Source organism: Croceicoccus estronivorus, from assembly GCF_001625325.1.
GTDB classification, from domain to species: domain Bacteria; phylum Pseudomonadota; class Alphaproteobacteria; order Sphingomonadales; family Sphingomonadaceae; genus Caenibius; species Caenibius estronivorus.
Map to the genome: position 1 here is coordinate 162107 of NZ_JRQQ01000008.1, position 14682 is coordinate 176788.

Sequence of the window (14682 nt, forward strand, 5' to 3'; positions counted from 1 at the left end):
CGGGATATGACGGACCAGAGCAATACACCTACACCGCCCAAAAAGGTGCCGGACGGTAATTCCTTGTTTGAGCGTGCGAGCAACGCATTCGATCTCAAGGGGTTCAAGCCAGCACCAGTGCCGGAGAGCTTGGCGGAATCGCCATCAAAGCGGATCAGGTCGGGCATGGTAAGGCCGTCTCAACCAACACGTGCGGACGAACGGGCTCAGACAGCAACCCCTGACACCCCCGGCACGTCGCCGACGGATACAGTGGACCAGGGGACACCTGATCCTGTTCGTTTTCAGGGTGAGCGGCGGTATGTCGATCGTGTCCATTTGCGTGAACAGGGTTTGATTCAGCCTGAAGGTGCAGTGACCGGCCTGCTGGAAGAATTTCGAATCGTGAAACGTCAGTTGTTGGAAGTGGCGCGTTCGTCGCTTGCCGGTCGCGGGGTTGCAAACGGGCAGCGGGTTCTGATTTGCTCGCCTCATCCGGGTGAGGGAAAGACATTCTGCGCCGTAAACCTGGCCCTGGCCATGGCAGCGGAAAAGGATAGCGAAGTCCTTCTGGTCGATGCTGATTTCGCCAAGCCCTCTGTCCTGTCTGCTCTTGGCCTTGAAGGCGGGCCGGGATTCATGGACGCGTTGGCTGACCCCTCAATCAAGGTGGAGGATTGCGTCATCGCAACCGATGTCCCGGGTCTTTACGTCTTGCCGGCAGGTAACCAGACGAACAACGACAGCGAATATCTCGCCAGCAGCAGGACGGTGGAACTGCTCGATTGTCTCACTCGGGGGGCGCCGAACCGGATGGTGATCTTCGACTCGCCTCCAGCCCTTGCGGCATCACCGGCTGCCGAACTGGCAAAGTACGTGGGTCAGGCCGTGCTGGTCGCCCGCGCTGATCGCACCGGGCAAAATGCACTGGAGGATGCCTGTTCGCTGCTCTCTGGCTGTCCTGACATCAAATTGCTCCTCAATGCGGCGCATTTCAGCCCGAGTGGTCGCAAGTTCGGCTCCTATTACGGTTACGGGGGGTAATCATGGCCGCGCTCAAGATTTGCTGCTTGCCCTTCATGCTTGCCACTGTTGTTCTGGCGGGGCCTGCCTTGGGGCAGGATTTGCCGCAGGATGAAGTTTCTTCCCAAGCCCGCGCTGGTGGCAAGGGCAGGGTGGAAATTACGCCCTATATCGAAGCGTCACAGGTGATCACGTCCGAACTTTCGCCGGGCAACGACACGGTGACTTACACCCGCCTGGCTGCGGGCGTCGATGCATCGATCAACGGCAGAAATACTTCAGGTGGTGTCTCGCTGCGTTATGAACGCCAATTCGGCTGGGGCAAGGACGCCTCGGATGGAGACCTGCTCAGCGGGTTGGCGCGTGTATCTGCTGCCGTTATTCCGCAAGCTCTGACTGTCGAAGCCGGTGGGCTTGCTGCCCGTACGCGAGTGGAAAGTAATGGCGGTTCGATCCTTGGTCCGGTGAGTGACGGGGATGATGTAAGCAATCTGTATTCCGTCTATGCGGGGCCTTCACTCAACACCCATGTCGGCGAGGTCGCGGTAAATGCGGATTATCGGATCGGTTACAGCCGGGTAGATTCTCCCGATGCAGAGGTTGTGACTACAACTGGCGATCTGGTCGATGTTTTTGACGAGAGCGTAATTCAGTCGGCCAATATTCACGCCGGGACGAGGCCGGGCGACGTCTTGCCAGTTGGGCTTGGGGTTGGCGCTGGCTGGAATCGCGAAGATGTCTCCAATCTCGACCAACGAATTGATGACCGTCACGTTCGCGCTGATGTGACGGTGCCTGTAAGCCAGTCCGTCGCGCTTGTGGGCGGAGTCGGATACGAACACGTCGAGGTTTCCCATCGCGATGTCTTGCGTGACGGTTCGGGAGAACCGGTGATCGGTTCCGATGGCCATTACAAGACGGACAAGAGTCAGCCGCGCCGGATTGCATACGATGTGGATGGAATGATCTGGGACGTGGGGATTATATGGCGGCCTTCTCCGCGCACGTCTTTGGAAGCGCATTTCGGTCGCCGCTACGGTTCCAGTAGTTTTTATGGCAATTTCGGCTGGCAGGCGAGCCGGCGCAGCAGTTTGAATATCTCCGTTTATGACAGTGTCGCGGGCTACGGGGGACAATTGAACCGGGCTCTGGTCTCTCTCCCGACAGATTTTCAGGCCATCAGGAACCCGATTAGCGGTGACATCAGCGGTTGCGTGGATAGCCTCAAGGACGGCAGTTGTATCAGTGGCGCACTTGGTTCGCTTCGTTCTGCAACCTTCCGTGCACGCGGTATTTCAGCGACATATGCGCTTGATCTCGGCCGGATACAGACAGGTATCGGTGTGGGATACGACCGTCGCAAATATATCGCGGCCGAAGGAACTATTCTGGAATCCATTGACGGTGCTACGGACGAGAATGTCTGGCTGGCCGCCTATCTCAATGGCAGGCTCGGCCCGCGTTCAAGCTTTTCCACCAATGTCTATGCCAGTTGGATGGATAGCGGACTTGATCAGGCTGGTGGGGCAACCGCTTTCGGAGCGTCGGCCGCTTACAATCATTTGCTGGCGCGCCGCCTGACTGCGACTGCGGCAATCGGCATCGACGGCGTAAGCCGCGAGGAAGAAGAGGATTACTGGACAGCCTCTGCCCTCGTTGGAATGCGCTATTCATTCTGAGCTCATGGAGCAGATGGACAATGTTTGACGATTTCTATGGGCTGACGGGCAAGCCTTTCCAGCTGACGCCGGACCCGCAATTCTATTTCGAGAGCATTACGCATCGCAAAGCGTTGTCCTATCTCGGATATGGCCTTGCGCAGGGCGAAGGGTTCATTGTCATTACCGGCGAGGTTGGGGCGGGCAAGTCCACTCTGGTCGAACACCTCGTTTCGACGATTGATCCAGAGCAGCTTTCGGTCGGGCAGATCGTGACGAGCAAACTCGATGGGGAAGAAATCGTGCATGTCGTCGCGCAGGCATTCGGCCTGGAGATAGACGGCCATGACAAGGCTTCAGCGTTAGGTGCGGTGGAGGCTTTCCTGCATGATGAAGCGCGTGCAGGCCGTCGCTGCCTGTTGATCGTCGATGAATCGCAAAATCTTTCGGTCGATGCACTTGAAGAACTGCGGATGTTGTCGAACTTCCAGCTCGGCTCCCATCCGTTGCTGCAGACGCTCTTGCTGGGTCAACCGGAGTTCAGGGCTACGCTGCAAGCGCACCCTCGTCTGGAGCAGTTGCGCCAACGCGTAATTGCCACGCATCATCTTGAACCGATGCAGCCGGAAGAAGTTCAGCCATATATCGAACATCGGCTTAGGCGGGTCGGGTGGAAAGGCAATCCGGTCTTCGATCGGCAGGTTTTTGCCGAGCTTTATGATGCGAGCGGAGGCATCCCCCGCAGAATAAATCAGATTGCAAACCGGCTATTGTTGCTGGGCGCAGTGGAGCAACGCTCGCGAATTGACGCTGCCATGTTGCAGACCGTTCTTTCCGAAATGGCAAATGACAATGCCGTTCCGGACACTATGTCTGCTTCAGCTGAAATTGCGGAAAAAGAACCTGTTGGCAGTGAGAGTGAAGGCTCCAGCCACCCCTCGCGCCGAGCAAGTGACCATGCTGTGCAATCCACACCCGATCCGCGTGTCGAGCCGACCTTCGATTCCATACTCGTGGAACGCATGCTGGCTGATCGTGATGCGCTGATTGCAGAATTGCAGCAGGCCGTGGTTGAACTATCCCAGGCACACGAAGCCGCGCTGGCCAACGAACCGGTTGGATTGGCTGAATTGGGCGCGCGGCTGGAAGCGCTCGACGCCCGTATCAGCGATCAGGAAATCGCCATCCGGCATACGCTTACGATGTTGATAGAATGGATCGAAAGCGACGGGCTGAGACCCATCGCGGCCTGAGGAGAACTTTGTTGAGCGCGAACGGTCTCGTCAATGGCCTGTCCGTAGATGTGGAGGACTGGTTCCAGGTCGGTGCGTTCGAGGATGTAATCGCGCGTAACGACTGGGATAGCCTTGCTGATCGCGTTGAGCGCAATGTGGAGCAAATTCTCGAGTTGTTTGAGGAAGCCGAGGTCAAGGCGACCTTCTTTACGCTTGGCTGGGTTGCTCAGAGGCATTCAGCCTTGATGCGCCGTATTGCAGATGCTGGGCACGAGTTGGCCAGTCATGGTTGGGACCATGTTCGCGTTCATACCATGGATCAAAATCAGTTCGGGAAGGATATCGCGCGGGCCCGCAAGACTATCGAGGACGCAGCCGGTGTTCTGGTCACAGGATATCGCGCGCCAAGCTTTTCATTCGATCATCGTACGTCATGGGCGTATGAGGAATTGGCGAAGCAGGGCTATGCCTATAGTTCGAGTGTCGCCCCGATCGCCCACGACCACTATGGCTGGCGGGAGGCGCCACGTTTCAGCTTCCGGCCCTTGCCCGGCGTTGGCCTGCTCGAAATCCCGGTCACAACAGCAGAACTCGGTAACAAACGACTGGCGGCCGGGGGCGGTGGTTTCTTTCGTGTCTTGCCATATGGCTTCTCACGCTGGGCGATCCGCCAGGTGAACCAGCGAGACGAGCGTCCGGCCGTATTCTATTTTCATCCGTGGGAAATCGATCCGGATCAACCTCGGGTCAAACAGGCCCGTCTCAAATCCCGCCTGCGTCATTACACAAATCTTGGTCGGATGGCAGGTAAGCTGAAGCGGCTGGTAAACGAATTTTCATGGGGACGCATGGATGCGCTGGCTCAAGGCGAAGCCTTGCGTCTTAGGCGGGAATGTGCCGCATGAACGCCCCGTTCGCGCATAGTGTCGAAACAGTTCGGCTGGCCACTTTGGACGATCCTGCGGAATGCCGTCAGCTCGAGGATTTCGTAGCGGCCCATCCGGAGGGAACGATATTTCACCGCCCTGTGTGGCTTGCAGCTATCGAACAGGGAACGGGCCAGCGTGCTGTGGGACTGATTGTGGAGCGCGGCGACTGCATTTCCGGTTGGCTCCCGCTGACGGAACTACACTCACCCATATTCGGTCGCGCACTCGTATCCAGCGGCTTCGCGGTGGGAGGGGGTATTCTTGCGCACAGCAAAGCAACTGCCCTGCAACTGGCTGCCGCGGCCGAGGAACTGGCTGTGCGGTACACCTGTGGATCAATCGAACTGCGGGGCGGCATATTGCCGTGGAATTGGTCGATCCGGCGGGACAGTCACTGTGGGTTCGTGTCGGACCTCGCGGTGGAGGACGAAGCGCAATTGCTTGCCATCCCACGCAAACAGCGGGCCGAAGTGCGCAAGGGACTGAACAGCGACCTGACAGTCCATATTGGAACTGATACGAACGATCAGGCGGCCCATTACGCGGTCTATGCCGAAAGTGTGCGTAATCTCGGTACACCGGTGTTTCCGCGTACGCTGTTCGAGGCGGTGTTGGAGCACCTGGATGCAGATATCCTGACAATTCGTCACGCGGGGGTTGCCGTGGCAAGTGTGTTGTCGCTCTATCATCGCGGGACCGTCCTGCCATATTGGGGCGGAGGAACTCATGCAGCCCGTGCATTACGCGCCAATGATCGGATGTACTTCGAACTCATGCGGCATGCCCGCCAACGTGGTTGTACGCGTTTCGATTTCGGCCGGTCCAAGACTGGAAGCGGCGCCTATCATTTCAAACGCAACTGGGGTTTCACGCCAGATCCGTTGGCATACGCGAGTTGGACAGTACCGGGAGCACGGTGCCGCGATGTTGATCCTACCAGCCCACGTCATGCGGCCCGCATTGCTGCCTGGAAGCGATTGCCGCTTCCGCTGGCAAACTTGATCGGGCCATACCTTGCGCGGGGGCTCGGATGAGCGGGGAAATTCTGTTTCTGGCGCATCGCATGCCCTTTCCACCGGACCGGGGCGACAAGATCCGATCGCACCATGTTCTGCGGAAGTTGGCCTCCATGGCGCCGGTACACGTGGCGACATTTGCGGATCGCGCAGAGGACTTCGCTCACGAGCATGAGTTGGCGGCGGTCGCTGATTCTCACTGCCTTGTGCAGAGGGATAAGCCCCTGTGGAAGGCGGGATTGGAGGCTATTTCGGCGCGGGAGCCAGTAAGTCTTGCTGCTTTCCGTGACGACCGTATAGCAACTTATGTGCGGGATGTCCTCGCAACTGGTCGAATTGACACGATCTACGTCTTTTCAGGGCAGATGGGGCAATATGTTCCTGCCGACTTCTCGGGGCAGGTTCTGATGGACCTTGTGGACGTCGATTCAGCAAAATTTGAGGCATATGGAAAAAACGGGCTTCTCCACCGCCGATGGATAAACGCACGGGAGGGGCGACTTCTCCGGGCAGAGGAAGAAAAGTTAGCCCACCGTGCCAATCATACTCTGTTTGTCAGTGAGCAGGAGGTCCGGCTTTTCCAGTTGCGTCTGTCCGAGCCGGCCGGCGTTCAGGTTTCGCCACTTTGCAACGGTATAGACGCCGACTACTTCGATCCGGCGAAAGTGGGAATATCGCCGGATTTTTCTGCGATGGGTTGGCCACGGATAGTCTTTACCGGCCAAATGGATTATCCACCGAACATTGCCGCTGCTCTGCGGCTCATGACGAATATTCTACCCGAACTGCGTAAGTCCCACCCGCATGCGGAATGCCATATTGTTGGCAGAAATCCGCCACCGGCCTTGCTGGCCTACGACGGTAAAATGGGCTGCCGCGTATGGGGCGAAGTTGCTGATGTCCGCCCCTATCTGGCAGGCGCGGATATGGTGATCATACCCCTTGAGATCGCGCGGGGTGTGCAGAACAAGGTTTTGGAGGCGATGGCCATGGCCCGTCCTGTTCTGTTGACACCGGAGGCTGCCGTCGGAATTGATGGGCAGGACAAAATGCACTTCGTCGTAGGTCAGGGGGACGAGGAACTGGTGGCGTGCGCTCGTGTGCTCACCGACAGGCATCGTATGGCGGCTGAGGTTGGACAGGCGGCACGCCAATTCGTTATCGAAACGAGAGGTTGGGACGCTGCGCTGGCACCACTTGAAGCCTTGGTTCGGCCCAGTAGATCCAAACAAGAGCGGCGTAATGCCGCTTGACCGCCTGATGCCGGGCCAATTGTGGGGTCGCCTTTCACCCGTCTGGAGAATGCCTGCTGCTCGTCTACTGTGCGTCTGGACGGCATTGATTGCCGTGTTCTGGCGCGATTGGGCAGACATGGCATGGCAATGGTGGGATAGTTCGACTTACAACCATGTGCTGCTGGTCCCGGCCATCCTCATCTGGTTGGTGGCGCTGAGGCGCGAAGAACTGTTGAAAATGCAGCCGCGCGCCTGGTGGTGGGGCTTACTGCCTTTCGCAGGTGCTCTCTTTGTCTGGCTGCTCGGCGCTTTTTCAGGCCTCAACGTCGCGCGCCAGCTTGGCGCGGTTCTCATGTTGCAGGCGGCAGTTCTCGCTTTGCTTGGCCCGCGGGTCGCAATCGGTTTGCTCTTCCCGTTGGCCTATATGTTCTTTCTCGTGCCTTTCGGTGACGAGTTGGTGCCCGCGTTGCAAACCATCACGGCCAAGATCACCATAGCGTTGACGCATTGGAGCGGGATTCCCGCTGACATCGATGGGGTGTTCATCGACACTCCCGTCGGCTTGTTCGAGGTTGCCGAGGCTTGCTCGGGCGTCAAGTTCCTGATCGCCATGATCGCGCTGGGCACGCTGGTCGCTCATATTTGTTTCAAGGGTTGGCGGCGGCGGTTTGCGTTCATGGCAGTCTGCGTGATTCTGCCGATCGTGGCTAACGGCGTCCGAGCGTGGGGCACGATTTATATCGCACAATTCCGCGGGGTCGAGTTTGCTGCCGGTTTCGATCACATCTTTTATGGCTGGATATTCTTTGCATTGGTGATGGCAGCGGTGTTGGCTTTGGCTTGGCGGTTCTTCGACCGTGCGGTCGATGACCCATTCATCTCCGCCGACAGGCTGGAGCACAGGACTTTGCCGCGCGTGTTTGAGAGTGCTTACGCATCCCATATTCGCTTGATTTCGGTGGGTGGCGCGCTTGTTGTGCTGACATTGTTCTGGGCCGCTATGGCAGCGCGCCTTTCGGCTGAAATGCCCAAGCAGATATTCCTGCCGAATGTGCCTGGATGGCAGCGGGTCGATTATGAACCGACGGTCTGGTGGGAACCCCATGCGCACGGTGCCGATCATCGGTTGCTCGGAAGTTATCGGGACCGGAATGGGCATCAAGTCGATGTATTCTTCGCGCTTTATCCCGATCAGAACGAAGGAAATGAAGCAGGTGGCTATGGCCAAGGGGCGCTGATGCCTGAAAGTCCATGGTCGTGGATTGGCGTCGGTCAGACTATGCGAGGCGCACAGAGTGAGCGACTACTGGCGCAGGGGCAGTCGCCGGGAGCTGTCGAGCGACTGGCGGTAACATGGTATCGCAACGGCAGTCTGCTGACCGGCAGCAAGGCCAGACTCAAACTGGCCACAATGGAGGATCGCCTGCTGCTGAGAGACCATGCGACCATCCTTTTGATCTTGTCGGCTGAAAATAGGGGCGACCCATCCGCGCAGGAGAGCCTTGAGAGTTTTCTTTCCACCATCGGTCCGGTCGGAGAATGGATGGACCGTACCGCCGATCTGCCCTAACCGGCTATTATGTGCGGGATTGCCGGGATATTTCATTGCGGTACGCCGAAGCCGGTCGAAGCCTCTCGTGTGGAACGGATGTGCGATGCCTTGATGCATCGCGGGCCAGACGGTGCGGGTGTGTGGACGGCGCCGGGAGTTGGGCTCGGCCATCGCCGGTTGTCGATTATCGACCTGGAAGGCTCATCGCAGCCGATGGTATCGGCGGATGGGCGGTCAGTGATCGTATTCAATGGCGAAATCTACAATTTTCGGGAACTGCGTCGCGAACTGATGTCATCCGGATCGGAATTCCGGACTGATGGCGATACGGAGGTAATTCTCGCGGCGTGGGGCCGCTGGGGGCCTGATTGTTTAAGCCGTCTCGACGGTATGTTCGCTTTCGCACTTTACGATCTCAAAGATCGGACCCTCTTTCTTGCACGTGATCGATTGGGTGTAAAACCGCTATTCACAGCCAGTCTGAGCGATGGCAGCGTCGCCTTTGCCTCGGAATTGAAAGGTCTTTTGGCGCACCCATTGCTGCGTAGGGAAATAGATCCCATGGCAGTGGAGGACTATCTGGCATGGGGCTACGTGCCTGACCATCGGTCGTTTCTCAAGGGCGTGGAGAAGTTGCCTGCCGGGCATTATCGGTTGCTGCGGCACGACCGTGAACCTTCTTTGCCTGTGAAATGGTGGGACATTTCATTTGTTGATCGGCGCAAAGGCACCGAAGCTGATTTGTCCGCGGAATTGCTGCATCTGATGCGCCAATCCGTGACTTCGCGCACGGTCGCTGACGTGCCTCTGGGCGCGTTTCTTTCGGGCGGTGTCGATTCCTCGAGTGTGGTGGCACTGATGGCCGAGGCAAGTGCGCAGCCCGTAAGGACATGTTCCATCGGTTTTGATGTCGCGGCACTTGATGAAAGTTCTTACGCGGCAAAGGTAGCAAATCTGTTCGGAGCCGAGCATCGGAGCCGGATCGTGGGGGCTGACGATTTTCGCGAAATAGACAGATTGGCAAAGATGTTCGACGAACCGTTTGCGGATGCGTCAGCATTGCCGACCTGGCGGGTTTGTGAATTGGCCCGTGAAACGGTGACAGTCGCACTGTCAGGCGACGGAGCGGACGAAGCATTCGCAGGCTATCGTCGCCAGGTGTTTCAGGCGCGGGAAGATCTGGTGCGGCGGATACTGCCTGGGCCATTGAGGCAGGGCGTGTTCGGGAGACTTGGCGCTGCCTACCCCAAGGCAGACTGGCTGCCTCGCCCCTTGCGAGCAAAGACCACGTTATTGTCTCTCGCCGACAGCGGGGAAGGGGCCTATGCGCGCGCCGTCGGCATTACACCTCCGGAACTTCGGCAGCAGCTCTATAGCCCCGATTTTCTGGCCATGCGGGGTGATTATCGCGCAGAAACTCCGTTTATTGAAATGATGCGCGGTGCGCCTGCGCGTTCGGGCCTGGATCGAGCGCAATACGCAGATCTCAAGTTTTGGTTACCGGGCGATATTCTGACGAAAGTTGATCGGACCAGCATGGCGGTAGGTCTCGAAGCACGTGAACCGTTGCTCGACCATCGCCTGATCGAATTCGCCGCATCTCTGCCGCACAGAATGCGTTTGCGGGGGATGCAGGGTAAGTGGCTGGTTAAGCGCACGATGCGCAGATATCTGCCCGATGACATTCTCTATCGACCTAAACAGGGCTTCGTGACGCCTGTCAGCGCATGGTTGCGTGGCCCCCTTGCGGATCATGCTCGTGCTATAGCGACAGGACCATCATTGCATCGGACAGGTTGGTTTGATGGACGGCGGATCAGCCAGATCGCAGAGGATCACATTGCAGGCAGGAGCGATCACGGCCGCCTTTTGTGGCAATTTGTTATGTTGGACAGCGCGATCAGGAACATGAATATATCATGAAAAACAAGCAGATATGACGGAATCTTGGGATGGAGGTGGGTGTATCTGTCCTGCGCAGGACTCAATTCGTCGTATTATGGTAAATACCGGATTGCAAAAAGACTCGTCGCTGTAATATGATTCCAAGATAGGCACGAATATATAATATTTTTCGTGAGTTGGCGTTTGCGGCCAAGGGGCAAAATATGGACCGCCTTAATGGAGGGCTAGACAAAGTTGAGCCCGGCGTCGACGACGCCGATGACACGCCCCTGTTTTTCGCCGGAGATGCGAAGGCAGGCGTGGAAGAGAGCTTGCGGCATTTATCTGTGCCGCAGGACCTTTATACGCTCAACGAACTCGATGTCCTGTATGAGGATGACATCGAGGCATTGTGGACTTTCATGCGGCCCTCCGGACGGCCGAGCTTCACGCCTACCATGCTCCATGATTTCGTCGCTTGGCAGAGGCTGATTGCGGAAGGTTTCGGCCCAGGCAAAGTGCCGTTGAAATACCTTATTCTGGGCAGTCGGTCGCCGGGTGTATTCTGCTTTGGCGGCGATCTGGAATTGTTCCAACGCTTGATACGTGAGCGTAACCGTGATGGCTTGGCCGCCTACGGTTACCGCTGTGTTGAGATTCTCGAACGCAATGCGCGTGCTCTGGATTTACCCATGTTGACGATTGGCCTTGTCGAAGGCTCTGCACTGGGGGGCGGCTTTGAGGCTCTGCTTTCATTCGACGTTTTGATCGCGGAACGTGGAGCCACCTTTGGGTTGCCAGAGGTGATTTTCGGCCTTTTCCCGGGCATGGGGGCACATGCGTACCTAACCCGGAAAATCGGCGCGGCCATGGCGGAACGAATGATCCTGTCGAATGAAAGTTATTCGGCGGAACAATTGTATGAAATGGGCATCGTGCATGTGCTTGCCGAAAAGGGTGAGGGCGTGTCAGCTTGCCGGGATTACATTCACAAGTCCCGCCGGAGGCATGTCGGCCTTGTAAAGGCGCGTCAGGCGATGCGGTTGGCATCACCGGTTCCGCTTGATGAGCTCAAGCGGATTGTCGATTTGTGGGCAGATGCAGCGCTGGGTCTGTCAGAACAGGACCTGAAGGTCATGAGCCGGCTGACCCGGGCCCAGTCCCGACTGGCAACCAGCGCTGCCTGACTTGTTTATTTCGCGTCGACCAGCACCAGTTCGGCTTGATCCAGCGCTTCAACGGTGAACGTGCTTTCATTGGTGATGGCAATGCCATCACGTGGTTGAGCTTCCCGCCCATTTATTCTGATGCGGCCTGAGGCCGATACCAGGTAGAGATGCCGGGACGGATCGACTGCGTAATCCAGCCGTTCACCAGCGGGAAGGGTGGCCGCCAACACTCTTGCGTCAGTCTGTATGGGCAAGGCGTTGTCAGCATCCGGGTTGCCGCTGGCGACAATTTCCCAGCGCCCCGCGCGTTCTCCGTGAGGAAACTGGCGTTGACCCCAATTGGGGGTGACATCGACGCGATCAGGTATAATCCAGATCTGGAACAGAGTGGTCGCTTCATCCTCCAGATTGTATTCAGCATGAGTGATGCCTGTACCGGCACTCATTACCTGGACATCCCCGGCCCCTGTCCGGCCGATGTTGCCCAGTGAATCCTTGTGAGTGATTGCTCCACTACGCACAAAAGTGACGATTTCCATATTGGCGTGGGGGTGTGCAGGGAAGCCGCTACGCGGAGAAATCGTATCGTCGTTCCATACGCGGATTGGCCCCCAACCCATGCGGGCGGTGTCATGATAGCCTGCAAAACTGAAATGATGGTGAGCATCCAGCCAGCCATGTTCAGCATGGCCGAGTGAGGCAAAAGGCCTGATATCAATCATGTTGGGTATCCACTTCGGCGGGGTGTTAACGCCGGAATGGTTATGAGATGGTGACGCGGGAGTTGGAGATCAACCCTCTTCGCCATGGCCGGCAGCCATGTAGTCCGCGCTCTGCATTTCCTGCAGGCGGCTGACGGTGCGGTCGAATTCGAAGCGACCGCTCTCGTTCCCCTTGGTCCCTGTATCGTACAGGTCTTCAGGCCTTGCGGCTGCCGTCGCCAGCAATTTGACCTTATGTTCATAAAGCGCATCAATAAGCGTCACGAACCGTGCCGTTTCATTCCGCTTTTCTGGCCCCATGATCGGAATCCCCACCAGAATAACGGTATGGTAGGTCTGTGCGATAGCCAGGTAATCCGGAGCCCCACGAGCTTCGCCGCAGAGTCTTTTAAAGCTGAATACGGCCACACCCTTGAGGCTCTTCGGGACGTGCAGCATACGGCCGCCGCCGACATCGAGATCGGCGGAGGGAACATGTTCTGCATCTTCCGGTTTATAGTCGGTCAAGCGGAAGAATGCCTCGCGCACCTGAGCGGTCGCTGCATCGCCCAGCGGCGTATGCCAGGTTTCCATACCTCCCAGCCTGTCGAGACGGTAATCAACCGGACCGTTGAGGGCCAACACATCGAGCTCACGTTCGATCAACGCGATAAATGGCAGAAAATGCTCGCGGTTGAGCCCATCTTTGTACAATTCGGATGGGGCGCGATTGGAGGTAGTGACGATGGTTATGTGCTCTTGCATCATCAAGGCTGTAAACAGTCGGCTCATGATCATCGCGTCAGCCGAATTGTTGACCACCATTTCGTCAAACGCCAGTACGCGGAGGCCCTGAGCAAGCCGCGCAGCTACCTGAGGGATCGGATCTCCGCTCTCGCTCTTGCGCACGTCCCGCATTGCGGCATGCACTTCGAGCATGAAAGCATGGAAGTGGACGCGCCGCTTGTCCGCAATTGCCAATGTGTCGTGGAACAGATCCATCAGCATCGATTTGCCACGTCCGACTCCCCCCCACATGTAGATGCCGCGTGGTGAGGGGGGTTTCTTTCCCATCAGCTTCCCGAGAAAGCTTGTTTTTTGTCCCTGGGATTCCAGATCGCGTTGCAGCAGATGCAAGCGGTGGGCAGCGGCTGCCTGCTCAGGGTCGGGGCGCAACTCTCCAGCGGCGACCAAGGCCTCGTAGCGGGCAATCAGTCCGGTCATACGGCGATTGGCTGACAACGTCTGAGGGTAGCGATCACATGAAGCCCGAAAAAGGTAGCGTTTTCTGACGCATGGCGTTGAGGCAATGAGCGCGAGGCAACCTGCGGTATGCCGTCAGGATTAATCTCTCGTGTGACCGAGAACTTGCGATGCGCACCTTGTTCTTCAGGATACACCGGCCTTTCAAAATCCGCGCCGGTGTATCTTCAGCTACAGGTGTCCTATCTGTGTGCAATTCAGATGTGCCGCTCGGCCTGCATCTTCTTGATCTCGGCAATTGCCTTGGCGGGAGAGAGCCCCTTGGGGCAAACATTCGCACAGTTCATGATCGTGTGGCAGCGATAGAGCCGGAAGGGATCTTCCAACTCGTCGAGCCGTTCACCTGTCATCTCGTCACGGCTGTCGGCAAGCCAACGATAGGCCTGGAGCAGAATTGCCGGTCCAAGGAATTTGTCAGAATTCCACCAATAGCTCGGGCAGCTAGTCGAGCAGCAGGCGCACAGAATGCACTCGTAGAGACCGTCGAGCTTTTCGCGTTGTTCGGGGCTTTGAAGCCGTTCCTTGCCGCTCGGCGTGGTTGAAACCGTTTGCAGCCACGGACGGATCGATGCGTACTGCGCGTAGAAATGAGTGAAATCCGGAACAAGGTCCTTGATCACTTCCATGTGCGGCAGCGGGGTAATGCGGATTTCACCCGGCAGATCGTCAATTGCAGTGGTACAGGCAAGACCATTGCGCCCGTTCATGTTCATGGCGCATGACCCACAAATCCCCTCGCGACACGACCTGCGAAAAGTCAGCGTCGGATCAATTTCATTCTTGATCTTGATGATCGCGTCCAGAACCATTGGCCCGCATTGGTCGAGGTCAATTTCGAAAGTATCGTAACGCGGATTCTCGCCGGTTTCCGGGTCATAGCGATAGACTTTGAACTTCTTGACCCGGCCCGCGCTATCCGCCTTGTGGACATTGCCTTTGCCAGAGATCTTGCTGTTCTTGGGAAGCGTAAAGGTTGCCATCGCCTATCATTCCTGCTGGCGGCTCATGCCGCGGGACTCGTGGTGCCTTCTAACGATT

General features: G+C 57.3%; 12 protein-coding genes. 9 read left to right on the forward strand and 3 right to left on the reverse strand.

The window, feature by feature from the left end:
- The first annotated feature begins 6 nt into the window (after nt 1-6).
- The 9 genes from MB02_RS13425 to MB02_RS13465 all read left to right on the forward strand — a co-directional run bounded on the left by MB02_RS13425 (nt 7) and on the right by MB02_RS13465 (nt 11698).
- Nucleotides 7-1023 carry an AAA family ATPase gene (locus MB02_RS13425; RefSeq protein ID WP_067538539.1) on the forward strand — a complete coding sequence of 339 codons (1017 nt, stop codon included), beginning with the start codon at nt 7-9 and terminating at the stop codon, nt 1021-1023.
- A 2-nt stretch (nt 1024-1025) separates the two neighbouring features.
- On the forward strand, nt 1026-2681 hold the full coding sequence (locus tag MB02_RS13430) for a TonB-dependent receptor (RefSeq protein WP_235829521.1): 1656 nt from the start codon (nt 1026-1028) through the stop codon (nt 2679-2681).
- Nucleotides 2682-2701: 20 nt separating this feature from the next.
- Nucleotides 2702-3913 (forward strand): XrtA/PEP-CTERM system-associated ATPase, encoded by a 1212-nt coding sequence (locus MB02_RS13435; protein WP_067538542.1) that lies wholly within the window; start codon nt 2702-2704, stop codon nt 3911-3913.
- A gap of 11 nt (nt 3914-3924) precedes the next feature.
- The gene (locus tag MB02_RS13440) at nt 3925-4800 is read left to right on the forward strand and encodes an XrtA system polysaccharide deacetylase (protein ID WP_067538766.1); all 876 of its coding nucleotides are present in this window, start codon (nt 3925-3927) and stop codon (nt 4798-4800) included.
- Nucleotides 4797-5858: a FemAB family XrtA/PEP-CTERM system-associated protein gene (locus MB02_RS13445; protein ID WP_067538545.1), complete on the forward strand. Its 1062-nt coding sequence runs from the start codon at nt 4797-4799 to the stop codon at nt 5856-5858. Before MB02_RS13440 ends, MB02_RS13445 begins: the two co-directional genes overlap by 4 nt.
- A complete protein-coding gene (locus MB02_RS13450) occupies nt 5855-7093 on the forward strand; it encodes a TIGR03087 family PEP-CTERM/XrtA system glycosyltransferase (protein WP_067538547.1) in 1239 nt (412 codons plus the stop codon). The genes MB02_RS13445 and MB02_RS13450 overlap by 4 nt, the downstream gene beginning before the upstream one ends.
- Nucleotides 7083-8645 (forward strand): exosortase A, encoded by a 1563-nt coding sequence (gene xrtA / locus MB02_RS13455; RefSeq protein WP_082826196.1) that lies wholly within the window; start codon nt 7083-7085, stop codon nt 8643-8645. The genes MB02_RS13450 and xrtA overlap by 11 nt, the downstream gene beginning before the upstream one ends.
- Before the next feature lie 9 nt (nt 8646-8654).
- Entirely contained in the window at nt 8655-10550 is a 1896-nt protein-coding gene (locus MB02_RS13460; RefSeq protein ID WP_067538549.1) for an XrtA/PEP-CTERM system amidotransferase, read from the forward strand.
- 185 nt (nt 10551-10735) lie between these two features.
- Nucleotides 10736-11698, forward strand: a complete 963-nt coding sequence (locus MB02_RS13465; RefSeq protein ID WP_067538768.1) for a crotonase/enoyl-CoA hydratase family protein — start codon at nt 10736-10738, stop codon at nt 11696-11698.
- 5 nt (nt 11699-11703) lie between these two features.
- On the opposite strand, the gene MB02_RS13470 is transcribed toward MB02_RS13465, so the two are convergent.
- The 3 genes from MB02_RS13470 to MB02_RS13480 all read right to left on the reverse strand — a co-directional run bounded on the left by MB02_RS13470 (nt 11704) and on the right by MB02_RS13480 (nt 14624).
- A complete protein-coding gene (locus tag MB02_RS13470) occupies nt 11704-12402 on the reverse strand; it encodes a pirin family protein (RefSeq protein ID WP_067538550.1) in 699 nt (232 codons plus the stop codon).
- 69 nt (nt 12403-12471) lie between these two features.
- Nucleotides 12472-13605 carry a cell division protein ZapE gene (gene zapE / locus MB02_RS13475; protein ID WP_067538552.1) on the reverse strand — a complete coding sequence of 378 codons (1134 nt, stop codon included), beginning with the start codon at nt 13603-13605 and terminating at the stop codon, nt 12472-12474.
- Between the two features lie 236 nt (nt 13606-13841).
- A complete protein-coding gene (locus MB02_RS13480) occupies nt 13842-14624 on the reverse strand; it encodes a succinate dehydrogenase iron-sulfur subunit (protein WP_067538555.1) in 783 nt (260 codons plus the stop codon).
- Nucleotides 14625-14682: the final 58 nt, after the last annotated feature.

Bases quoted from the DNA above. Each gene is read 5' to 3' on its own strand.
- MB02_RS13425 (WP_067538539.1), top strand. From the start codon at position 7: ATGACGGACCAGAGCAATACACCTACACCGCCCAAAAAGGTGCCGGAC.
- MB02_RS13430 (WP_235829521.1), top strand. From the start codon at position 1,026: ATGGCCGCGCTCAAGATTTGCTGCTTGCCCTTCATGCTTGCCACTGTT.
- MB02_RS13435 (WP_067538542.1), top strand. From the start codon at position 2,702: ATGTTTGACGATTTCTATGGGCTGACGGGCAAGCCTTTCCAGCTGACG.
- MB02_RS13445 (WP_067538545.1), top strand. From the start codon at position 4,797: ATGAACGCCCCGTTCGCGCATAGTGTCGAAACAGTTCGGCTGGCCACT.
- MB02_RS13450 (WP_067538547.1), top strand. From the start codon at position 5,855: ATGAGCGGGGAAATTCTGTTTCTGGCGCATCGCATGCCCTTTCCACCG.
- xrtA (WP_082826196.1), top strand. From the start codon at position 7,083: ATGCCGCTTGACCGCCTGATGCCGGGCCAATTGTGGGGTCGCCTTTCA.
- MB02_RS13460 (WP_067538549.1), top strand. From the start codon at position 8,655: ATGTGCGGGATTGCCGGGATATTTCATTGCGGTACGCCGAAGCCGGTC.
- MB02_RS13465 (WP_067538768.1), top strand. From the start codon at position 10,736: ATGGACCGCCTTAATGGAGGGCTAGACAAAGTTGAGCCCGGCGTCGAC.
- MB02_RS13470 (WP_067538550.1), bottom strand. From the start codon at position 12,402: ATGATTGATATCAGGCCTTTTGCCTCACTCGGCCATGCTGAACATGGC.
- zapE (WP_067538552.1), bottom strand. From the start codon at position 13,605: ATGACCGGACTGATTGCCCGCTACGAGGCCTTGGTCGCCGCTGGAGAG.
- MB02_RS13480 (WP_067538555.1), bottom strand. From the start codon at position 14,624: ATGGCAACCTTTACGCTTCCCAAGAACAGCAAGATCTCTGGCAAAGGC.